Origin of the sequence: Nevskia ramosa DSM 11499 (genome assembly GCF_000420645.1) — a bacterium.
Classification (GTDB): Bacteria; Pseudomonadota; Gammaproteobacteria; order Nevskiales; family Nevskiaceae; genus Nevskia; species Nevskia ramosa.
Map to the genome: position 1 here is coordinate 346,890 of NZ_ATVI01000007.1, position 22,658 is coordinate 369,547.

19 protein-coding genes are annotated in these 22,658 nt (G+C 64.6%); 6 read left to right on the forward strand and 13 right to left on the reverse strand.

Going from position 1 to position 22,658, the window contains the following annotated elements; all coding sequences use genetic code 11:
* Window positions 1-103: 103 nt before the first annotated feature.
* Window positions 104-811, reverse strand: coding sequence for a TetR family transcriptional regulator (locus G513_RS24975; RefSeq protein ID WP_169560637.1), 708 nt, complete (start codon window positions 809-811; stop codon window positions 104-106).
* A gap of 110 nt (window positions 812-921) precedes the next feature.
* Between G513_RS24975 and G513_RS0112940 the strand changes: the two genes are divergently transcribed.
* Entirely contained in the window at window positions 922-1,782 is an 861-nt protein-coding gene (locus G513_RS0112940; RefSeq protein WP_022977272.1) for a class I SAM-dependent methyltransferase, read from the forward strand.
* Between the two features lie 209 nt (window positions 1,783-1,991).
* On the opposite strand, the gene G513_RS0112945 is transcribed toward G513_RS0112940, so the two are convergent.
* Entirely contained in the window at window positions 1,992-2,774 is a 783-nt protein-coding gene (locus G513_RS0112945) for a polysaccharide lyase family 7 protein (RefSeq protein WP_169560639.1), read from the reverse strand.
* 314 nt (window positions 2,775-3,088) lie between these two features.
* Between G513_RS0112945 and G513_RS0112955 the strand changes: the two genes are divergently transcribed.
* The 5 genes from G513_RS0112955 to G513_RS0112975 are packed head-to-tail and all read left to right on the forward strand — an operon-like array spanning window position 3,089 to window position 8,130.
* A complete protein-coding gene (locus G513_RS0112955; protein ID WP_156891650.1) occupies window positions 3,089-3,250 on the forward strand; it encodes a hypothetical protein in 162 nt (53 codons plus the stop codon).
* Complete coding sequence (locus G513_RS0112960; RefSeq protein ID WP_028475499.1) at window positions 3,247-5,052, forward strand: long-chain-acyl-CoA synthetase; 1,806 nt, start codon at window positions 3,247-3,249, stop codon at window positions 5,050-5,052. The genes G513_RS0112955 and G513_RS0112960 overlap by 4 nt, the downstream gene beginning before the upstream one ends.
* A 31-nt stretch (window positions 5,053-5,083) precedes the next feature.
* A complete protein-coding gene (locus tag G513_RS22920) occupies window positions 5,084-5,590 on the forward strand; it encodes a hypothetical protein (protein ID WP_022977276.1) in 507 nt (168 codons plus the stop codon).
* Window positions 5,591-5,607: 17 nt separating this feature from the next.
* Window positions 5,608-6,903: an acyl-CoA dehydrogenase family protein gene (locus G513_RS0112970; protein ID WP_022977277.1), complete on the forward strand. Its 1,296-nt coding sequence runs from the start codon at window positions 5,608-5,610 to the stop codon at window positions 6,901-6,903.
* 15 nt (window positions 6,904-6,918) lie between these two features.
* Window positions 6,919-8,130, forward strand: a complete 1,212-nt coding sequence (locus G513_RS0112975; protein ID WP_022977278.1) for an acyl-CoA dehydrogenase family protein — start codon at window positions 6,919-6,921, stop codon at window positions 8,128-8,130.
* A gap of 44 nt (window positions 8,131-8,174) precedes the next feature.
* On the opposite strand, the gene G513_RS0112980 is transcribed toward G513_RS0112975, so the two are convergent.
* The 11 genes from G513_RS0112980 to G513_RS0113030 form a co-directional block, all read right to left on the reverse strand.
* Complete coding sequence (locus tag G513_RS0112980; protein ID WP_022977279.1) at window positions 8,175-10,208, reverse strand: NADPH-dependent 2,4-dienoyl-CoA reductase; 2,034 nt, start codon at window positions 10,206-10,208, stop codon at window positions 8,175-8,177.
* A 112-nt stretch (window positions 10,209-10,320) separates the two neighbouring features.
* Window positions 10,321-12,003 carry a hypothetical protein gene (locus G513_RS0112985; protein ID WP_022977280.1) on the reverse strand — a complete coding sequence of 561 codons (1,683 nt, stop codon included), beginning with the start codon at window positions 12,001-12,003 and terminating at the stop codon, window positions 10,321-10,323.
* Complete coding sequence (locus G513_RS0112990) at window positions 12,000-14,093, reverse strand: hypothetical protein (protein ID WP_022977281.1); 2,094 nt, start codon at window positions 14,091-14,093, stop codon at window positions 12,000-12,002. The genes G513_RS0112985 and G513_RS0112990 overlap by 4 nt, the downstream gene beginning before the upstream one ends.
* Window positions 14,090-15,226 carry a BatA domain-containing protein gene (locus G513_RS0112995; RefSeq protein ID WP_022977282.1) on the reverse strand — a complete coding sequence of 379 codons (1,137 nt, stop codon included), beginning with the start codon at window positions 15,224-15,226 and terminating at the stop codon, window positions 14,090-14,092. The genes G513_RS0112990 and G513_RS0112995 overlap by 4 nt, the downstream gene beginning before the upstream one ends.
* Window positions 15,223-16,110 (reverse strand): DUF58 domain-containing protein, encoded by an 888-nt coding sequence (locus tag G513_RS0113000; RefSeq protein WP_022977283.1) that lies wholly within the window; start codon window positions 16,108-16,110, stop codon window positions 15,223-15,225. Before G513_RS0113000 ends, G513_RS0112995 begins: the two co-directional genes overlap by 4 nt.
* 24 nt (window positions 16,111-16,134) lie before the next feature.
* Window positions 16,135-17,133, reverse strand: a complete 999-nt coding sequence (locus tag G513_RS0113005) for an AAA family ATPase (RefSeq protein ID WP_033417702.1) — start codon at window positions 17,131-17,133, stop codon at window positions 16,135-16,137.
* 121 nt (window positions 17,134-17,254) lie between these two features.
* Window positions 17,255-17,890, reverse strand: coding sequence for a DUF4159 domain-containing protein (locus tag G513_RS0113010; RefSeq protein WP_022977285.1), 636 nt, complete (start codon window positions 17,888-17,890; stop codon window positions 17,255-17,257).
* A gap of 7 nt (window positions 17,891-17,897) precedes the next feature.
* Window positions 17,898-19,232: a TldD/PmbA family protein gene (locus tag G513_RS0113015; protein ID WP_022977286.1), complete on the reverse strand. Its 1,335-nt coding sequence runs from the start codon at window positions 19,230-19,232 to the stop codon at window positions 17,898-17,900.
* 15 nt (window positions 19,233-19,247) lie between these two features.
* The gene (locus G513_RS0113020) at window positions 19,248-20,882 is read right to left on the reverse strand and encodes a TldD/PmbA family protein (RefSeq protein WP_022977287.1); all 1,635 of its coding nucleotides are present in this window, start codon (window positions 20,880-20,882) and stop codon (window positions 19,248-19,250) included.
* A 204-nt stretch (window positions 20,883-21,086) separates the two neighbouring features.
* Entirely contained in the window at window positions 21,087-22,220 is a 1,134-nt protein-coding gene (locus G513_RS0113025; protein WP_022977288.1) for a flagellar hook-length control protein FliK, read from the reverse strand.
* Window positions 22,217-22,657, reverse strand: a complete 441-nt coding sequence (locus G513_RS0113030) for a flagellar export protein FliJ (RefSeq protein WP_022977289.1) — start codon at window positions 22,655-22,657, stop codon at window positions 22,217-22,219. Before G513_RS0113030 ends, G513_RS0113025 begins: the two co-directional genes overlap by 4 nt.
* Window position 22,658: the final 1 nt, after the last annotated feature.

The window sequence follows — 22,658 nt, forward strand, 5'->3', positions numbered from 1 at the left end:
GCTCTCCTCTCCACTGTCGGCGCCGTATCAGTGCACGGCGTTTATTGTTGCCCGGGTGATGCTCGCGCTTTTTTGATGAACGGAGTGCCGCCAGGTAAAGCAATCAGGCGCCGAGCAAGCCTCGGCCAACGAAATGCACGTAGTCACGAATCAGGTCGTCGAAGCGACCGGTATACAGCGGAACACCGCCCGAAAACGGCGCATGTCGCAGCGTGCCGATCACGGTCAGGCCGTAGACCGTCGAACTGAGCCCCAGCAGCAACTGCAACTGCAACTTGTCGCGCGGCTTGTCCGGCATCTGCGCCGCCAGACGAGCCTCGATCGGCACCAGAAAGGAGGCCACCTGTTTCAACAGCAGCGCCTGACCGGCGTCATCGCCATCCGCGGCAAGACGGGCGATGAAACGGATGGCATCGCGCCCGGTTTCATCGGTGTGGAAGACCCGGATCAGCGGAATGACCAGCGCTTCGACGAGATCTTCCGTGGTCAGGCTGCCACTGCGCTCCCGCTCGGCAATCATCGCCAGCGAAGCGTCGAAATGCGGCTCGAACAGCTTGTGAACAAAATCGGCGATGGCGGCGATCAGGCCCTGCCGATCATTGAAGTGATAGTGAATGGCCGACTGATTCGCCTGCCCGGCTTTCTGCACGATCTCGCGCAGCGACACCGCGCCGATCGAGCGTTCGCCATACAACTTCATCGCACCGCGGATCAGCGCCTCACGCGTGCCTGCCACGCCATCCAGGGCACGCGAGCGCGTCGCTTTCAGCTTCGCGGGCTTGTGCTCGGTGGTGGATTTTTTGACGGCCATCAGCATGAGCGAGAAACTGGCTCCAGCATTAATGCGATGTCATTACGATAGACGCATTCCGCTTTCTGCGGCAAGCCCGCCGTGAACATTTTTTGAGGGAGTGTCCTTACGTGCCTGATCCTAGTCGTTCGACCAACGTCAGCCCAACCGCGCATTACACCGGCTACGTCTGGGCGCGCCACGGGCTCGGCCATCCGTCGTTCGCAACGCCGGAAGGACGGCTGCTGTTCACTATCGGCCGACCGGCGCTCGCCTTGAGCCGCGCCGTCGGCGGGCCGACGCTCGAAGGCCTGCTGCTGGCTCGGCATCGGGTCATCGACCATCAGCTTCAGACGGCGATCACCGCCGGGAAGGTGACTCAGATCATCGAGATCGCTGCCGGCCTGTCGCCACGCGGCTGGCGTTACGCCAAGCAGTACGGCAGCCGCATCCGCTACATCGAAGCCGATCTGCCCGGCATGGCGGCACGCAAGCGGACGTTGCTGGCTGCAGTAGGCAGTCACGGTTCGGAACATCACCGGGTGGCCGATATCGATGCGTTTGCAACCGCCGGGCCGGCCAGTCTTCCGGGCATCGCGGCGACTTTGGATCCCGAACAGGGCACGGCGATCATCACTGAAGGGCTGATCAACTACTTTCCACTGCCGGCCGTGACCGCGTTGTGGAGTCAGATCGCCCAGACCCTGCACGACTTTCCGCAAGGCCTGTATCTGTCCGACCTTCATCTGGCCGTCGAGAATCGCTCACCGCTGATCCAGGCTGGCGTCCGTCTGCTATCAGCTTTCGTTCGTGGCCGGGTGCATCTGCATTTCGGCTCGACGGATGAAGCCATTCAGGCCTTGCAGGATGTCGGTTTCGATACGGCACTTCTGCACTCGCCTGCCGATTTTGCCACCACCTTTCGCGAATGCCGTGATCCGGCGGCGCGGCTGGTACGTATCGTTGAAGCATCTGTCGTTCGAGGCCGCTGACGGCAACCTGGGACTGATGCTCCACTGAGAATTCTTTGGACTGCTCAAACGGACATCGACATCAATTTCGAAACGATCATCAACCAACAAGACTCTTCATCTTCATCTTCATCTTCATCTTCATCTTCATCTTCATTCCATTCCATATCCCGAGTCTTGATCAGAATCGGGATATGGAAAGTTAATTGCTCCCATGATCAATAGTGGGATCAATGCTGGATGTTGAGGCTGTAGAAGCAGACTTGGGTAGCGGCGCTGTCCGGATTGCCGACATTCGACGTCGAGCTGTAGGCACCCGCCTTGAAGTAAACCGGGACCTTGTTCCAGGCAGCAGGTGTGACCTTGTTGAAAGTAGAGCCATTCACCATGACCGATACTGAACTGCCAATCCATTGGATCTTGTAGTTGATCTTTGCACCGAGATTGACGTTGCTCGCCGCCACGAAAGTCTGAGAAGTCTTGTTGTCGGGCGAAGTGAAGTAGCGCACTTCGATCGTCTTCTTGGGGACGTTGTAGTAGACCAGGATCATCATCGATGAAAGGCCGTGGATCTGGCCGATGATGGCCTTGCCGGATTTGTCGGCAACCTGATCGACACGCAAGGAGGCAGTCATCGTGCCGCCGACAGCATTGGTCCACTCGGTGGTGCCAGCGCCGGTATAGATCTCGCGCAACTCCGAACGAGTGTGGTCGCTACCCTCACCCGGGCTAGTCGTTGCCCCATTCGCCGGCGAATAGAAAACAACCGCGCCGGTGGTATCGGTATAGAAATATTTTGATGCATAGCCAGGCGTTCCAGTCAGTTCGGTCGGCTTGACATCCACTGCCTTCCCCGTGATTCCACCCGTGCTGTTGACCGGCAGGGTCAGCTTGAACTTGGACAGATCGATCATCAGTTTCGGAGCCGTGGAAGTGGCCGTTGCGGCACCGACCGTCGACGAGAAAAGGAGAGCAATGGCAGCGAGGGGAAGGCTCAGGGAGTGGATTTTCATGTTCGGGCTCGTCGGTGCAGGGGTTGGAATGCGACTGGAGTGAGCGAACATTAATAGGTAAAAAAAACGACTAGCCATCTACAACGATCAACGGTTTGTTCTTGAAGAACAGCGGTTTTGGCTCGTGAATTGCACTCCGAAAAATTCGCGTAAGGCTTTGGAAAGGCGCCAGAAATGCGTCGCGAAAATGGCATCGGAGCGGAATTTCCCGAAACGACGGAATTCGCTACTGACGTGCGGCGCTGGAACTTTGTGAACAGTTGTTCCATTATTCGCCGCACTTCGCAGAACCCAGCGACGAGGAACCCATCGCGATGACCAACAAGACCCGCCCGACAGGTCGCGTCAGCACCCTGATCGAACGCCGTGATCGGTTTGTCGATCGGTCGGCCGTTGGCCGGCCGTTCCAGATCGCCCTGCTCCAGTCGAACGATCGCCAGGCCAAGCCGCTCGCACGACAGGCGCAAGCGGCGTGAGCGCAGCGCGCTCAGGGGACCGAATCCGGCTAGGCGATCTACTCAAGGGCGTGATCGCCACGCTGCCCGAGGTGCTGACCGTGCAGCGCGGGCTGTGGAATCTGGCGCTCTGCAAGCCGACCTCGATCGGCTCGATCGGCCTGCAGCTGCAGAAGCTCGCCGACGCGACGCCGTACGCTACAGCGCTGAAATTCGACGACCGGCGCTGGACCTATGCCGAATTCAACGCCTGGGCCAACCGCTGTGCTGCGGCCTGTCGAGCCGCTGGCGTGAAGCGCGGCCAGGTGGTCGCGATCATCAGCAGCAACCGGCCGGAGACGCTGGCGGCGATCGCCGGCGTGGTCAAGCTCGGCGCCGTTGCGGCGATGCTCAACCACAACCAGCGTGGCAAGGTGCTCGCCCATTCCTTGCGCTTAAGCAAGCCCCACTTGCTGATTGCCGGCGAGGAATGCGCCGAGGCCGTTGCTTCGCTCGACGGCGAACAGGCACTCGATGCCGGCTGCGTGAAATGCTGGGACGGCGCCGAAACGCCCGAAGGCTGGCTCGACTGGTCAGCCGAATGCGATCGTCAGCCGTCCGGCAATCCGCCGGAAACCGCGACGATCCAGCTCAAGGAACCGGCCTTCCACATCTTCACCTCGGGCACCACCGGCCTGCCGAAGGCGTCGGTGATGAGCCATTACCGCTGGCAGCGAGGCATGGCCGGTCTCGGCCAGATGACCATGCGGCTACATGGCAATGACACCCTGTACTGCGCGCTGCCGCTCTATCACAACAATGCGCTGACGGTCTGCTGGGGCGCGGTGCTCGCCGATGGCGCCGCCCTCGCCCTGTCGCGCAAGTTCTCCGCCTCGAAGTTCTGGGACGAGATCCGCAGCTACGAGGCCACCGCGTTCTGCTACATCGGCGAACTGTGCCGCTACCTGCTGAACCAGCCTCCGAGCCCGAAGGATCGTCAGCATCAGATACGGCTGATGGTCGGCAATGGCCTTCGGCCGGAGATCTGGGACGAGTTCCAGAACCGCTTCGGCATCGAGCGGATCGCCGAGTTCTACGGCGCCAGCGAATCGAATCTGGCTTTCGTCAACGGCTTCAACCTGAGCAAGACCGCCGGCTTCTGCCCGCTGAGCTATGCCATCGTCGCGTTCGATACCGATGCCGAAAGCGCGGTTCGCAACGCCAAGGACCGGCTGACCAGAGTCGCCAGCGGCGGCGTCGGCCTGCTGATCTCCGAAGTCAGCGAACGAGCGCCGTTCGACGGCTACACCGACAAGCGCGCCAACGAAGCCAAGCTGCTGCGCGACGTGTTCAAGAAGGGCGACTGTTGGTTCAACACCGGCGATCTGGTCCGCGATCAAGGTCTGCGCCACATCCAGTTCGTCGACCGCGTTGGCGACACCTTCCGCTGGAAAGGCGAGAACGTCGCGACCACCGAAGTGGAAGCCGCGCTGAACCAGATCGAAGGTATTGAACAGGCCGTGGTCTACGGCGTCGAGGTGCCGGGCACCGATGGCCGAGCCGGCATGGCGTCCCTGAGTTGCGCCGCGAAGCGTTTCGATGGCAAGCGCATCGCCACCGAACTGCGTGCCGCCCTGCCCGCCTACGCCGTGCCGCTGTTCATCCGGTTGCGCAAGGAGCAGGAAGTCACCGCAACCTTCAAGTACCGCAAGGTCGATCTGAAGCGCGAAGGCTTCGATCTCGAACAGATCAGCGAACCGCTCTATGTGCTCGACGGCGACAGCTATCGGAAGCTGACACCCGCGACGCACGCGAAGCTCCAGTCCGGAAGCTTCCGGCCATGAAAATCACATTCTCCACAGCTCCACGCCGCAGATGAACATCAAGCTCGACATCGAACGCCGTCTGCTGTTCCCGATCGACCACGCCCGCGCCCTGAGCCTGCTCGATGATCTCGAAGGCACCATCGGCCGCTTCCCGAATCTGAAGAAGCTGACCCGTCTTGCCGACGACAGCTATCTCTGGCAGATGCGGACGATGGGCGTGCGCATCGCCAAGATCGCCCATGACCTGAGCTACGCCGCGCGCTACGAGATCGACCGTGATGCCGGGGCGATCCGCTGGCAGCCGTTGAAAGGCCATGGCAACGCGCTCATCGGCGGCGAGATTCGTCTCGCCGAAAAAGGCGCGCAGACCGAAATGCTGTTCAAGGTCGAGGGCGTCATGCACGACGTTCCCGTTCCGCTGCTGTATCGGCCGCTGGCAGGGCCGTTCATCGTCAACAAGATGACGACGCTGATCGAACGCTTCCTGACCCGTACCGGCGAAGCGCTGGCCACGAAAATTCCCGTCAAAACTTTCCCGAAGAAGAAATCCTCATGAGTACTGCTGATGCCCTGATGGGCCGTGGTCTGCGCATTCTCAACCGCGTATCCGCGTCGCCCCTGATCGACCGTTTCGGCCTGCGCAAGCCGGCCGAACGCCTGCTGTTCCTGAGCTCGAAGAACGCGTTTCGCGCTGCCGAAAAGGTCGGCCGGCAGTTCACCGCCGTGCAGAAGCTGACCAAGCCGGCCAGGTTGCCGAAGGCATCGGGCCGCGCCTTGTTCGATCTCACGCCGAGCGACGAGCAGCAGATGTTGCGCGACGCCGTGCTGGCCTTCGCCAACGAACAGCTGCGGCCAGCCGCCGTTGCTGCCGATACCGCCTGCAGCACGCCGGCGGCCTTGCTGACCCAGGCCGCCGAACTCGGCGTGGCGCTGATGGGCATTCCCGAAGAACTCGGTGGTGCCGGTGCCGAACGCTCGGCCGTCACCAACGTGCTGGTCCATGAAGCGATGGCTCAGGGCGATCTCGGCCTGGCCGTGGCCTGTCTGGCACCGAGCGCGGTGTCGACCGCACTGGTGCTCTGGGGCGACGAAAACCAGCAGGCCAAGTATCTGCCGGCGTTCACCGGCGAATCGCTGCCGCCAGCGGCGCTGGCGATCCAGGAACCGCGCGCGCTGTTCAATCCGTTCGAGCTGCAGACCACTGCGAAAAAGAAGGCCGGCGGTTATGTGCTGAACGGCGTCAAGGCGCTGGTACCGCTGGCAGCAACAGCCGAGCTGTTCATCATCGCCGCCCAGCTCGAAGGTGCGGGCCCGGCGCTGTTCATCGTCGAAGCCACGGTTGCCGGCTTGAAGATCGACGCCGAACCGGCGATGGGTCTGCGTGCCGCCGCCACCGGCACGGTCACGCTGAACAATGTCGAGCTGCCGGGCGATGCCCTGCTCGCCGATGGCGCAACGGAGGTCTACGCCGAGTGCATCAGCTTGAGCCGCATCGCCTGGTGCGCGCTCGCGGTCGGCTGCGGCCAGGCCGCGCTCGACTACCTGATTCCCTACGTCAACGAACGCGTCGCCTTCGGCGAGCCGATCAGCCATCGCCAGTCGGTGGCCTTCAACATCGCCAACATCGGCATCGAGCTGGAAGGCATGCGCCTCGCCACCTTGCGTGCCGCATCACGCGCCGAGCAGGGCCTGGATTTCGCTCGCGAAACCGCGATCGCCCGCAAGCTCTGCGCCGACAAGGGCGTGGTGATCGGCTCCGACGCCGTGCAGCTGCTCGGCGGCCACGGTTTCATCAAGGAACACCCGGCCGAACGCTGGTACCGCGATCTGCGCGCGGTCGGTGTGATGGAAGGCGTCGTTCTCGTTTAACGGATACGAACACCCATGATCAATCTCGAATCTCCCAAGAAGTTTTCCGCGCTGACGATGCAGGCGCACCAGGTCGCGAAGGAAATCTTCCGGCCGATCTCGCGCAAGTACGATCTTGCCGAACACGCCTATCCGAAAGAGCTGGACATGCTCGCTTCACTGCTCGATGGCATGACCGCCGGCGGTGGCGCAGCCGGAGCCGGCGCTGCCGGTGTCGGCCGCGGCATCCGCGAAGACAGCGACGAGAACCGCAACGGTTCCAACCTGTCGTCGCTGGTCGGCGTCATGGAACTGTGCTGGGGCGATGTCGGCCTGCTGCTGTCGATGCCCCGTCAGGGCCTCGGCAATTCGGCGATCGCTTCGGTGGCCAACGAGGAGCAGCTGGAGCGCTTCAAGGGCCGCTGGGCCGCGATGGCGATCACCGAGCCAGGCTGCGGTTCGGACTCCGCGGCGATCCGCACTACCGCGGTCAAGGACGGTGATGACTACATCCTCAACGGCGAAAAGATCTACGTCACCGCCGGCGATCGCGCCGAGCTGGTGGTGGTCTGGGCGACGCTGGACAGGAACATCGGCCGCGCCGCGATCAAGAGCTTCGTCGTCGAGAAAGGCACGCCGGGCTTCGAGCTGGTGCGCCTCGAACACAAGCTCGGCATCCGCGCTTCGGACACCGCCGCCTTCGTGCTGAAGGATGTCCGGGTGCCGGGAAAGAACCTGCTCGGTGATCCGGAAGTGAACGTCGAGAAGGGCTTTGCCGGCGTCATGCAGACCTTCGACAACACCCGTCCGCTGGTCGCCGGCATGGCCCTGGGCCTGACCCGCGCCGTGCTCGAAGAGACGCGCCGCGTGCTTGAAGCTGCCGGTGTGCTCATCGACTACAACGCGCCGGTGATTACTCAGAGCGCCGCTGCCGCGCAGTTCATCGGCATGGAAGCGGACTACGAGTCCGCGCGCCTGCTGACCCTGCAGGCCGCGTGGATGGCCGACAATCGCAAGCCGAACTCGCTGCAGGCTTCGATGGCGAAAGCCAAGGCTGGCCGCACCTGTGTCGATGTCGCGCTGAAAGCAATCGAGCTGTGCGGCTCGATCGGCTACAGCGAAACTTCCTTGCTGGAGAAGTGGGCCCGTGACGCGAAGATCCTCGACATCTTCGAAGGCACCCAGCAGATCCAGCAGCTGATCGTGGCCCGGCGCCTGCTCGGCAAGTCCTCGGCCGAGCTGCGCTGAGCTACAAACGTCCTCCTCCGCGCTCGCGGAGGAGGACGTCAGCCTCAGAGCCGCGCCGCCAGCCGCGAGCCCTGATCGATCGCCCGCTTGGCATCGAGTTCGGAGGCGACATCGGCACCGCCGATGCGATGCACCGCGACACCGGCCGCCTTCAGCGGCGCTTCCAGTTCGCGCAGCGGTTCCTGACCGGTGCACAGCACGATGGTATCGGCCTCGACCAGCATCGGCCGTTCGCGCTTTTCACCGAAGCTGACGTGCAGACCCTTGGCATCGATGCCGTCGTAATTGACGCCGGACAGCATCTCGACCTGCTTCACCTTCAGCGCGGAGCGATGGATCCAGCCGGTGGTCTTGCCGAGGCCAGCGCCAGCCTTGCCGGTCTTCCGCTGCAGCAAGGTCACCTGTCGCGCCGGTGCTGAAATCTCCGGTCGCTTCAAACCGCCGCGCGTCGACGAAGGATCGCCAACGCCCCATTCGGCGCGCCAGGTCTTCAGGTCCAAGGTCGGCGAAGGACCTTCGTGGACGAGGTATTCGGCGATATCGAAACCGATGCCGCCGGCACCGATCACCGCCACTCGCTGACCGACCGGCTTGTTGCCAGCCAGCACATCGACATAGCTCAGCACGTTCGGGCTGTCCTGACCGAGGATCTTCGGATCGCGCGGCACGACACCGGTGGCGATCACCACTTCATCGAACTTCTCCGCCAACAGCTGCTCGACATCGACACGCGTGTTCAGATGCAGGCGCACGCCGTGACGTTCGATCTGGCTGCCGAAGTAGCGCAGCGTTTCGAAGAACTCTTCCTTGCCCGGAATGCGCTTGGCCATGTTGAACTGGCCGCCGATTTCGCTCGCGGAATCAAACAGCTCGACCTGATGGCCGCGGCTGGCGAGCGTCGTCGCGCAGGCCAGTCCGGCCGGCCCGGCGCCGATCACGGCGATGCGCTTCGGTGTTGCCGCGCGGTCATAGCGCAGCTCGGTTTCATGGCAGGCGCGCGGGTTGACCAGGCAGGACGCCACCTTGTTCTGGAACGCGTGATCGAGGCAGGCCTGATTGCAGGCGATGCAGGTGTTGATCTCGTGCGCCAGACCGCGCGCCGCCTTGTTGACGAAATCCGGATCGGCGAGCAGCGGTCGCGCCATCGACACCATGTCAGCGCATCCATCGGCCAGCACTTGTTCGGCCACTTCCGGCGTGTTGATGCGATTGGTCGCGACCAGTGGAATCGAAACCTCGCCCTTCATCTTCTTGGTCACCCAGGCGAAGGCGGCGCGCGGCACGCTGGTGGCGATCGTCGGCACCCGCGCTTCATGCCAGCCGATGCCGGTGTTGATGATCGTCGCACCCGCTTGCTCGATCGCTTTCGCGAGCTGCACGGTCTCGTCCCAGTTCGAACCGTCCGGAATCAGGTCGAGCATCGACAGGCGATAGATGATGATGAAATCGCGGCCCAATGCTGCACGCGTACGTTCCATGATCTCGATCGGCAGGCGCATGCGGTTCGAGTAATCGCCACCCCATTGATCCTTGCGCTTGTTGGTGTGGGCGCTCAGGAACTGGTTGATGAAATAGCCTTCCGAGCCCATCACCTCGACGCCGTCATAGCCGGCTTCGCGGGCCAGCGAAGCGCAGCGGACGAAGGCCTTGATCTGGCTCTCGACACCACGTGCCGACAGCTCGCGCGGCTTGAACGGCGAGATCGGCGACTTGATCGCGCTCGGCCCCACCGCGAACGGGTGATAGCCGTAGCGGCCGGTATGCAGGATCTGCATCGCGATCTTGCCGCCCTCGGCATGCACGGCATCGGTGACGATGCGATGGCGCTGCGCCGCCGAATGCGTCGCCAGAGTGCCGGCCAGCGGCTTGGCCCAGCCGACGATGTTCGGCGCGACACCGCCGGTGACGATCAGGCCGACGCCACCGCGCGCGCGCTCGGCGAAGTACGCGGCGAGCCGTGGCGTGTGCTTCTTCGCGTCCTCCAAGCCGGTGTGCATCGAGCCCATCAGCACCCGATTCTTCAGCGTGGTGAAGCCAAGATCGAGCGGAGCCAGCAGGTGCGGATAAGCGTTGGTCATGACAGTTACGGTCGTAGAGGCAAAGACGATCGCTACTGTAGGAAAAATCAGCGCGCAGCGTAGGTAATCAGGCTTGTCCCCGCACTCCTGATTGGCGTGTTCTTGCCGGCGCCTAACGGCGCTCGCGCCACCACAGCAAGCTGACGACGATCAGCCAGACGAGGAACCACGGCCAGCGTGGCAGCGGTGCCTCGATGCGAACCGGTGCCGCATCTGCCGTCGGCTCCCGCTGCAGACGTAGCGTCGCTACACGATCGCGATTCGCCCGCAGGCCACGGGCATCGTCGGCAGCGCGCACGAACATCGGCCAGCTATCGGCGCCGGTCTGCAGCGAATGCCAGCCGGACTCGCCCGGCCAGGCCGCCGCGCAGCCATCGACTCGAATACTCAGCTGCCGAGTGTTGCCATCGGGCGACAGCAGGCTCGCTGCTGAGCCCAGGCCGCAAAATGTTGCGCGCTCATCCACCCAAGCCTCGCTTGGCAACTGTGGCCCCGCCGGAGGCGACCGCAGCGGCCGGCTGAGTTGCGCGAGCGTGTCGCCCCACAGCGCGGCATAGCGTGCGGCCTCGCCAGCCAGCACCAGCCGATAGCTGTCGAGCAGCCGCCAGACTGCAATCCTGCCGGCGCCTTGCGCACGCCAGGCGGCGAGCAGCGCGCCATCGTCGGCACGCAGCAGCGGGGTGAGGTCTGCCGCTTCGTTGATCGTGACCGGTGCGGCGGTGAAGTCGGCACGCTCGCGCATCGCCAGCCGACGATCGAGCGTCAGCGATGCAGGTGCATCGAGCGGCGTGGTTACAAAACCAAGCGTGGCCCAGTCCGCCGCGACGGCGGCATCGAGCGGGCCGCTGGCCTTGAGTAACAGCCCGAGCCCGCGCTCGACTGCAGCGAGCAGTGCGGCCTTTTCGTCGGCTGCAAGTTGCAGCCAGGCCCGATCATCGATCACCACCAGATCGCTGGTCGCCAAGGCATCCGGCGTCAGAGCGGCATCGTCGGCGGACAGCTGCACGCCTGCACTCAGGCCGGCGCGATAGGCCACGGTCAGCCCGGCGTCCTGTGCCCAGCGCCGCCAATATTTGGCATCAGCGTCCGGCGTGCCAGCGCGATAACGCACGGACAAGCGCTCGCCCGCGGTGACGATCAGCGGCACCGCCGCCTTGTCGATCAACCGGTCGGCGGCATCGAAAGCGCGGAGCTCGAACTGCACCGCGCCTGCCGCACGGGCGACGGTCGACAGCCTGAAGCCGCCCTCGCCGTCCAGCGTCGCGACATCGGTCTGCGCACCGGAAGGATCGTGCAGTGCGACCCGCAAGCCCGGCTTCGCGACGCGACCGCCGATGACGATCTGAGTGCCGAGCTTCGCCGTCGACGGCGCATCGAGCGCGACGATGCCGAATTCAGACGCCGCATCGAAGCGCAGCGCGCGTTCGCCGACGGCCGCTTGATCGCGTGGCGGCAAGCCGTTGCCGATGATTCGTAATGCAGTCACCTGCGAATGCTGACGCAGCGCGGCCGCCAGATCGCGCGCTGCGTCTGCACGCAGCGGCGCATCGGTACCCGGCAGCGCGGCCAGCGGCGTGAACCACGGCAGCGCGCGCAGTTGTTCAGTGCTGGCGCCCGGCGTCAGCACGGTCAAGGTCGAGCCATCGACCGGGATCGACGGTGGCAACACCGTCATCGCCAAAAACACCGCAGCGACTGGCTGCAGCCAGAACGCCGGATCGCGCCAGCCTTTGCGATGCGCGCGCCACAAGCCAAGGACCGTCGCAGATGCAATCAGCAGCAGCGTGGCGCTCATCGCCGCGCTCCGCTCAAGCCATCGAGCCAGGCCTGTCCAGCAGCGTCTGGCAATCGACGCGCGTCGACTGCGGCCGGCGGCGCCGGCAACAGCGGCCACAGCCGCGCCGCCAGCGCGCGGCGGCAGGGTGCGCAATCCGGCTGCCGCTGCAGGCTGTCGGCATCGGCGAGCAGGCCAAGCGGATCGGGCGTCTCCGGATGCGCCTTCACCCAGGCCAGCAGCGGCGCGGGATCGACGCGCGCCGAGCCATTGAGCTGGCGCAGCAGCGCCGGCAGCGGCGAGCCGTCATCGCTGCGCGGATCGAGCACGCGGCTGCGATCGCTCAGCCCCTCGCGCTCGCCGCTCAGGCGTCGCGTGGCATCGAACGGTGGCAGCTCCAGGCCACTGCGCGCGAGATAGATGCGCTCGGCCTGCTGCAGTTGCTTGATCAGTGCCAGCGCCTTGTACTCGTAAGGCAATGCTTCGCCAGGCTTGGCCTGACGTAGTTGCAGCTCGGCCTGCCACATCTCGTTCAGCGCATCGCGGAGCAGGCGCTTGGTCTCGGGGTCCATCAAAGTCGCGGCTTCGGATTCGTTGTGCTCGTGGCCGAACTCGGCGAGCACGTCTTCGGCATGGCCAAGGCCGTCGGGCGCAGCCTTCTCCGGCTGATGTTCGTCGTCATGCGGCGCGCCGTTCTCGAACTCCTCGCCAAGGAATTCGCCATAGCGCAGACGCAGGATCTTCTGGTCGACGCCGAGCGCATCGGCATCGCGGGCGTAGCGTTGCGGACTCAGGGTGGCGTGCTGCGCGAGCAGCGCTTCGCTGTCGATGATGATCTGCCGCTGGCTGCGGAAATAGGCCGGCGCCACCTTCTGCACCAGGCCTTCCATGCCCTCGCTCAAGCTGCCGCCATCAGCCGGCCAGCGCAGGATCAGGCTGGTGCTGACGCTTTGCTGTGCTTCGGGCTGGCGGCGATCGGCGACCGTCAGCCGCACGATCAGATCATCACCCTGCGCATAGCCGAGCTTGGCCAGATCAAGGCGTTGGCGATAACGGCGGCTGCGCCCATCGCCGTCACCTTCGAGCTTGATGCGCTGCTCGGTGACCTTCAGCTGATCGCCCGCGCCCTGCGCCAGGCTCAAGCTCAGTTCGGCATCGCCGAGACCGTAATCGTCCTTCGCTTCGAAGCTTAAGTGCCACTCGGCCTGCGCGGCATGGATCACCGTCAGGGTCTGCGCCGGCTCGCGGACGACGATCGCCGGCGGCTGATCGGCAATCACATCGAGCCGGTAGCCGCGATCATCGGCGAGTGCCGCGGCGCCACGCAGTTCGATCCGGTACAGCGTGGCCGAGTCGATCACCCGCGTACCGCGCCACAACTCACCATCGCGAGCCAGGTCCAGCCGCGAGCCATCGTGGAAGCTCAGCGCAACACCATCAGCGTCGCGATCGAGCTTCAGCAGCCATTCGACCTGGCTTCCAGCAGGCAGCTTGGCATCCAGCGTGTCGATCTTTCGCGATGGCAGCTCGGTATAAGTCGGCGGCGTGATCGCGAGGCGGATCGCCGCGAGCTGGGTGCCTTGCCCGCTGAGCGGCTGCGCACTGGTTGCCGACAACTCGGACGCCGGCAGCACCGCGCGCAAGCTCGGCAGCAACAGCGCGAAAGCGATCAACGCAAGTCCGATGAGCCAAAGACCTTGCAGACGACGACGCGGCCACGACGCGCGCAGATCAGGCGCTGCGCTCACCAAAAGATGCGCCATCCGGACGCGAATCCGCGCTTGCTGAAGCGCGGCCAGCGGGCCGGATGGCAGCTTCGGCTGCAAGGCGAGCGCGCTGCTGTCCTCGAAGCTCGGGCAGGCTGCATCGAGTTTGCGCAATACCCAGCCTTGATCGTGACGCCGCGCGTGGCGGATCGCCGAGGCAATCAATGCGAGCGTTGCCGCGATCAGCAATGCACAGGCTGGCGTCCAGCCGGCCAGCGAAAAGCTCAGCACTGCGAAACCGGCAGCGAGCGGCAGTACGGCCGCGACATCGATCAGCACCGCCCGCATGCTGGCGGCGTGGCACAAGCGGGCAAGCTGCCGGATCAGCGCAGGATCAGTGCTCATGCGTCGCTCCGCCGTCGTGTCGCCAGCAGACGCTCGATCAGCCACAACAGCGCAATCGCCAGCACCAACCACGGCGTCAACGACGTTGCCGGGCCCGCGGAATCCACTGCGGCCCGCAGCGGTGCAACGCTCGCCGCTGGTGCGCGATCCGGCGGCGACACGGCGGGACGCAGCAGCTTCAGCAAAGCCGCCGGCAGTTGCGAATCGCGCAACGCCGGCCAGGCGACCGGATCCAGCGGGCCTGCAAGCGCGTAGACATGCTCCGCTTGCCGGCGCAGCAACGGCTGACCGTCGGCATCGCGCAGCAATACCTCGACCGTCTTCGTTTCCGGATCGCCGAGCAGCAGGTTCAAGCCTTTGCTGACGAGTGCCTGCGTTGCTTCGTCGAGCTTGTTGCCGGAGACGATCAACAAGTTGCTGCCTCTCGGAATCGGGGTGCCAAGTGCCTGGTCGTCGACTTCAATCGCAATGCCTGCGGCCTGCCAGGCAGCGGTCAGCGCGCGTGCAACGCTGGCGGCTGCCGGCGCGTCGGACGCGGTTCGGATCGCGATGCGGAATGGCTGCGCAGCGGGTGCAAGTTCCGGAGTAGCCGCAGCCACCGGCAGCGAACGCCAGACGACATCACGACCGATGCGCAAGCGTTCGCCGTCGAGCCCGGCGAGTTCGGCCGGGACGACGATGCTCAGTTTCGTTCCCGCTGGCAGTTCGCGATCCAGTTCGCGGATCAGGCTTTGCAGCTCGTGCAGATCAGCCGCAGGCGCGGGTTGATCGAGCGATGGAGTACCCGCGGCAAGCCAGTGCCAGTCCGCCAAGGGCGCGTCGACGGCCGCCCGCGCCGCGTTCGCGTCAAGGCCTGGCGCGACGTAGACCGCAGCCGCATCGGCCGCTTCGTTCGAACGCCACAGAGGCTCAGCGAGCAGTGCGGCCAGCAAGGCGATCAGCAGCAGTCGCACCGCGAGCAGCCAGCGATCATCGAGTCGCCATTGCCGGCGCGGTGGCGTGCGGGCGGCCAGCCATGCCAGCGCAGCGAACGGAACATCGCGAGCGGCGCGGCGGCGAATCAGGTGGATCGCGATAGGGATGGCCAGCGCGGCCAGCGCCAGCCAGCCGAACGCTGCGGCGAAGCTGATCACGCGCTCCGGCCTCGTGCTGCGAACAGCTTGTGCAGCGGCACATCGGCCGGCTCATCGAGCAGGTGTTCGACGCCGGTGACGCCGTGACGCGCAAGCCGTCGCAACAGTTCGCGACGTGCGGTGCCGAAGCGATCGAGAAAGCCGCTGCGGGCAGCATCGGCATCGAGCGTGCGTTCGCGGCCGCTTTCCGGATCGATGAAGCGTTGGCTGCCCTGGAACGTGAATTCAGTTTCGCCGACCGTGAGGATGCGGATCGCACGCACGTCGCGGCGAGCGGCGGCGAGGCGTTCGCAGGACTCGGCGAGGCTGTCGTCGAAGCCGTCGCTGATCACAATCACCAGCGCATCCGCGGCGATCTGCGCGGACAGGAGTGGCGGGGTGGCTCTCGCGCCATCGCGACCGTCGGCGACCAGGCCAGCGAGCAGCAACAGCAGGCGATCGCGGTGCCGAACGCCGGGCGCGGCCGGCAGGCCTTGCGTGCTTCGGCCACCGACGGTGATCAGACCGACGCTGTCGCCCTGCTGCACGGCACGTTCGGCGATGCAGGCAGCGATGATCCGGGCTGCGTCGATGCGCGCGTAATCGGGACGTTCGGGATCGGCCTGCGCCATCGATGCCGAGGTGTCGATGACCAGCCAGACGCTCAAGGGGCTGTCGCGGGTCGCGTCGCGGACGAAGTAGCGGTCCGAACGGGCATACAGCTTCCAGTCGATCTGGCGCGGCTCATCGCCCTGGCCGTAGGCGCGGTACTGCGCGAACTCGAGCCCGGCGCCACGTCCGCGCCCGGTGTGCAGGCCCAGACCTTGACCGTTCGGCGTCAGGCGGCTGCTGATGCGCAGGCTTTTCAGGCGAGCACGGACTTTGGGCGGGATCAGGCTGCTCATCGTTCGGTCCGGAGCGATCCGGACCTACGGCGCGGGCAGCGCTTCCAGCACCGCTGCCACCACCTCATCCGCAGTCCGCGCCTCGGCTTCCGCCGCGAACGACAGCAGCAGGCGATGACGCAGCACCGGGCCGGCGAGTTCGCGTACGTCTTCACGAGTCACCGCGTAGCGGCCGTGCAGCAGGGCCCTCGCCTTCGCGGCCAGTGCCAGCGACTGGCCAGCGCGCGGCCCCGCACCCCAGCGCAGCCATTCGCGGACTTGCGGCACTGTGGTGTCCTGCGGTCTGGTCGCACGCACCAGCCGGGCGATCCAGCCGAGCAAGTCATCGCTCAACGGTACGTCGCGAGTGAGCTTCTGCAACGCCAGAACTTCGTCGCCGCTCATGGCCGCGCTGATCGCCTGACCGGCAGCGCCGGTGGTCTGGCTGATGATCGCGCGCTCTTCGACTTCGCTTGGGTAGTCGACGCGGATGTGCAGCAGGAAGCGATCGAGCTGCGCTTCCGGCAGCGGATAGGTGCCAGCCTGTTCGAGCGGGTTCTGGGTGGCCAGCACGAAGAACGGCTCGGGCAGTGCCCAGGTCGTGCCGGCGTAGGAAACCGTGTGCTCCTGCATCGCTTCGAGGAGTGCGGCCTGGGTCTTCGGCGGCGTGCGGTTCAGCTCGTCGGCGAGCAGCAGGTTGGTGAACACCGGGCCTTTCTGGAACTTGAAACTGCGCCGGCCGGTGCCGTGATCTTCTTCGAGGATTTCGGTGCCGAGGATGTCGCTCGGCATCAGATCCGGTGTGAACTGGATGCGCCGGAAATCGAGCTTCAGCGCCTGTGACAGCGAGCGCACCAGCAAGGTCTTGCCGAGGCCGGGCACACCTTCGAGCAGGCAATGACCACCCGCAAGCAAGCCGACCAGCAGCTGCTCGACGACCGCATCCTGACCGACGATGACCCGGGCAATGGCCTTGCGGACTTCGGCCAGTGCAGCGAGCTGGGTGGTGATGGCGGCTTCGGTCAACAGGGAGATGTCGGGCATGTTGGCAGCGGGTTGAAGGTATTCGTAGGGTGGGCAGGCTTCACTTGCCCACACGCGCGTCACGGTCGAACGGTTGCGAATCGGTGGGCAGATGAAGCCTGCCCACCCTACGGAAGAACAATCAGGCAGTCAGCGCATAGACCACGATATTCACCGCGAACTTGGTGTTGTCCTCGGCGTTGAAACGCTTGTTGCGCCAGTCGTAATCCCATTCGCAGCCGTAATCCTTGTTGCTGTACAGCAGGCCGAGGCGGCCGTTAATCTCGATGCCTTTCAGATAGTCGTGCACCAGATCGTCGCCCCAGCCGTTCAGCTCGATGCTGTTGGCAGGCGGCCCGTCGAAGCTGAAGAAACTGGAGTACACGGCGTGCGTTTTCGGCAGCTTCTTCAGGGACTCCGTACCGAAGATCGACTCCATTTGCCGCTCGAAGCTTTTCGCGAACAGGCCGTCGATATCGTGATTGCAGTCGTCGGCGAACACGAAGCCGCCGTTGCGGACATAGGCCTCGAAATTCCTGCGTTCGTCCGGCGTGAACTCCACCAGCTTGTTGCCGGCGATGTAGACGAACGGCGCGGTCAGCATGCGCGGATCAGCGAGCGGAATGACCTTCTCTTCCGGGTCCACTCTCAGCGTCGTGTACTGCAGCAAGGTATCGATGATGTTCGACGGCATCCGCTGATCGACATCCCAGTTGCCGGACTCGTACTGCAGCCTCGTGAACCAGAAGTCGTAAACGCCAGCGGATGCCGTTGCCATGCCCAAGCTATACCGCGTCGGAAAGCGAGGTGAACGTGAACTCGCGAATCTTCATCGGCGGAATCAGCATCACGAACGGTGACTCGTCATCACCCACTCGTTCCGGTTTGCCGAACTCGTCGACGTTGTTGAGCATGATCACCGGCGACTCGTTCCAGCGGAAATTCTTGATCGGATACTTGATCTCGCCGTTCTCGATGTAGAAGGTGCCGTCGCGGGTCAGGCCAGTCAGCAGCACCGTCTGCGGGTCCACCGAGCGGATGTACCAGGTGCGAGTGACAAGGATGCCTTTCTTGGTCGACTTGACCAGATCCATCGTCGATTTGGTGCCGCCGACCATGATCAGATTGCCCGGCTGGCCGATCGCCTTGGCCTTCTTCAGCTGCGCCCAGTAGCGCGAGTACTGCAGGCTGTCGACCTTGCCGTTGGTGATGATCGGCATGCGTTCGCGCGGCAGGCCGTCTTCGTCCCAGGGCAGCACGGCAGCACCGGGATGCAGCGGATCGGCGAACAGCGTGACCTTCTCGTCGAAAACCTTTTCTCCAAGGCGATTGCCGCCGCCCTTCTTGGTCAGGAAGCTGCGGCCTTCGTCGGCCGAGCGGGCATCGAAGCCCTGCATCATGTAGGTGAGCATCCCGGCGCTCGCCGCCGGTTCGAGGACCACCGTGTACTTGCCCGGCTCCAGGGCCTTGGCATCGACCGACTTCTGTGCTTTCGCGATCGCCGTCTGGATGTCGCTCTTGGCGCTGAACGTTCCGACATCGGAAACATTGCGCGCCACCCAGCCCGAACCACGGGCGTCTTCAGTGCGCACGGTGCAGGTGAAATCGACATTGGTGGCCTGCTGGTAGCCGAAGTTGCCCTTCGAGTTGGCGACGGCCGAAAAGCGCACCGAATCGCTGAAGAAACCGGCGGCGACCAGCTTGCCGGCCTTGGACGGCGTGATGCTGTCGGCCGCTACCTGGGCGCGATACTCCGGCGTGATCGCCGCAGTGGCGGCGTCGAACGTGGGTGTCGGCTTGTAGTCCTGCTTGCCGATCGCCGCGATGAACTCCGGATTGTCCGGCGCCAGACGGGCCAGGTCTTCGGCGCGCTTGACGACCTTGGCCAGTGCCGCGTCATCGAACTCGTTGATCGTCGCCGTGCCCACCTTCTTGCCGAACGCGACTCTTACCGCCAGTTCGCAGTTGCTGACAATGCCGCTGGTCGATACCGAATTCCGCGCGTAGCGGATGTTGCCGGCCACCGATCCGTCCAGGGTCGCCGTGCATTCGTCGGCCTTCGACAGCTTGATGACCTTGTCGAGAATCGCCTTGGCCTGTGCTTCCGTATAGATGCTCATGTTCGTGAGTTGTCCTTAGCCGAGGCTGCGCGCGGTGTTGATGACATTGATGCCGTTGAACCGGGTCGTCGAAGACCCGTGCGACACCGCCGATACCTGCGAAGGCTGGCCCTTGCCATCGAAGAAGGAACCGCCGAAACGGTAATCGCTGTCATCGCAGATCGCCGCACAGGCACCCCAGAATTCCGGCGTCCGCATCTGGTAAGCCACGTCCTCGATCTGCTCGGTGATCTTGCCGTCCTTGATCTCGTAGAACAGCTGGCCGCCGAACTGCGCGTTGTAGCGCTGCTGATCGATGGAGAACGAGCCGTCGCCGATGATGTAGATGCCGTTCTCGACGTCCTTGATCATCTCTTCTACACCGAGCTTGGCCTTGCCCGGCGCCAGCGAGACATTGGCCATGCGCTGGAACTGCACGCTCTGCCAGGAATCGGCATAGCAGCAGCCCTGCGATTCCTTCTCGCCGATGATGTAGGCCTGATCGCGGATCGCCTGATAGTTGACCAGCACGCCGTCCTTGACCAGATCCCAGCGCTTGGTGGTCACGCCTTCATCGTCGTAACCCACCGCGCCTAGCGTGGTCGGCTGGATCTTGTCGGCGAACAGGGTCACGGCCGGGCTGCCGTACTTGAAGTCCTTCTGCTTCCACTTGTCGAGCGTGGCGAAGCTGGTGCCGGCGTAGTTCGCCTCGTAACCGAGCACGCGATCGAGTTCCAGCGGATGGCCGACCGATTCGTGGATGGTCAGCCAGAGATGCGAAGGATCGAGCACCAGATCGTATTTGCCCGGCTTCACCGAACGCGCGGTCAGCTTGGCGCGCGCCTGCTTGGCGCCGGCGATCGCGTCCTCGACCATGTCGTACGAGCTTGAATAGCCGATCACGCCACCCGGCAGTTTCAGCTTGCCGGAAGGCTTGGCATCCAGGTACTCGTAGCCCATGCCCATCGGTGCCGACATCTCGCTGCGCGTGCGGAACTTGCCGCTCTTCTTGTCGATCGCGGTGACCTGCATCGGCGTCCAGATGCGGTGGATGTCCTGGTCGACATAGGAGTTGTCGGTGGACGCGAAATACTTCTGCTCGTTGACCAGGAACATCATCGAGTTGATGTAGTCGGCGCCGGCCTTCAGCGCGGCGTTGTTGACCGCCAGCAGCAGCTCGACCTTGTCCTTGATCGGTACTTCCATCGCATTCTTCTTGATCGGCGTCGCCCAGGACACCTCACCGAGGCCCTTGGTCGGCGCCAGCTGCACCGGCGCAGTCTGGAACTTGGAGTTGGCCTTGGCGATCGCGGCAGCCTGCTGAGCGGCCTTGGCAACTGCGTCTGGGGACAAGTCGCTGGTCGCCGCGAAGCCCCAAGTGCCGTTGACGATCACCCGGATGCCGATGCCGGTCGATTCGGTATTGACCACGTTCTCGACCCGTGTCTCGCGGGTGATCACGAACTGGCGCAGATAGCGGCCGATGCGGGCATCGGCATAGGTCGCACCGGCCTTGGTCGCGGCATTCAGCGCGGTATCGGCGAGCGTCTTGCGCATCGCCTTGTCGGCCTGGGTCGCCAGTACCTCGGCGGCCACTGCATTGCCGTAGATCGGCAGCATCAGCGCGCCAACGCTGGTGCTGGTTCGTTTCAGGAAGTCGCGTCTATCCATCGGGTGGCCATCTCCGGGCTGCATGCGGGAGCAAGCGCAGGACCCGCCGAGACGTAAAATCCGGCCGATCGCAGACTCGCGTTAATCGCTAGGACAGCGCAGCCCGCCAATAGGTTTGAATCCCGATCAGTTGGACCACGCTAATGGCCACAACACGAGCATGAATCGGGCCGGATTCGGCCGATTCGGGGTCGGCAGGAACGATCAGACGTAGCGATCGATCAAGCCGCGATGACGGGCCACCGCTGCGACCAAGCGGTCATGTCCCGGGATCGGCTCGTCCGGCAACCTGCCGGGAGCACCCGACCAGGATGACGTTCCGGGGCGGCCCTGCCCGCCCGCTTCCCGCTCCTGAGACTGGAACTGCGCCGAGCCGCCGATCTCCGCCTGACCCAGTTGCAGCCCATCCGCAGCCATGCGTTCGCGCAGTTGCGGCAGGCTGGCTTCGAGCGCCGCGCGGGCGGCGGGATGATCGGCGCCGAACCAGACGCTGGCCGTCTGCTGCTCGACTCTGATGCGGACATCGATGCTGCCGAGTTCGCGCGGATGCAGTTGCAGACGTGCTTCCTGCACGCCGGCTTCGCTCAGCCAGCGCAGGCGTTCGCCAAGACGCACTGCAGCGTCCAGACCATCGAGCGCCAGCGGCTCGCCATAGGCATCCAGCGCCGTGCCCGGTGCGGCGGCCAGCAGGCTCGAAGCTGCGTCGCTGCTGCTGGTCGGGGTGACGCTGATCGCTTGTGGCGCGCGCTCGGCGGTGACGGCGGTGACCGGCACGATCGGCAGGTCGGCCTTGATGACCAGTGCGTCCAGTGCGCTGTCGAGGCTGGTGTTCTGGGCCGTCGTCAACACGGTTTCGGCGCTTGGCGTCGCCGCATCGAGCCCCGCGCCAATAGCGGCAGCGAAAGCGGTGGCTTCATCACTGCTCGTCGGCAAGGCCGGCACCTCGGCAATCGGCTGCGATGGCCGACCGCTTCCAGCCGCGCTTGCCAGCACCGCCAGCGCAGCATCGCTGCCATCGGCAGCGTCTGACTGAGCATCGCCGAGCGTGCTGACCGGCGGCGGCACACGCAGCGCCTGCAGCCAGGCCGGCAAGGCCGGTGCGGCGTCGGCTGGCACGGCCGTGCCGGCCTCATCACGATCGTCATCGCTGTTCTTGTCTTCCTCCGCGGCCTTGGCTTCCTTGCTCGCAGCGGCTTTCGAAGCGGCCGGGCCAGCGCCCAGCAGATCGGCGAATGGCGAGCCCTTGTCCTTCGGCTCGGTCGCGGCATCGCCGCGCGCGGTCGCCCGCGATCCGCCGATCGAGGAAGTCGACAGCATGGCCGACAGGCCGGCGCTCACGAGCGCTGGCTCGCGGCGAAGTGGCGAACCGTCGCGAATTCGTCCATCTCGCGCTGGCTGGCCTTTTCCTCGGTCCGGCGAACTTCGAGATCGCCTTGCTGCTGCAGGTGCTCGGTGATGCGCAACTCGCGGCGCATCGCCAGCCAGCGTTCGTTGGCCTGTGCGACCCGGCCCTGCTCGGCGTCGATGGCCGCCTGCTGCGCATTCAGCGCTTCGACCAGCTTGCCGCAGAACTGCCGCTGGTTCTCCAGCAGCATCGGCGTCGGCCGAACGGGCAAGCGGCTCTGATAGTCCTCCAGGTAGTGCTGCAGCTCGCCGTGCAGCGCTTGCTGCTCGGCCAGCCGGGCCTGGGCCTTGGCCAGCAGGGCCTTGGCATCGTCCTCGTTGCGCTCGGCGACGAGGTTCAGCAATTCCAGACGAACCTGAGAGAGCGCCATG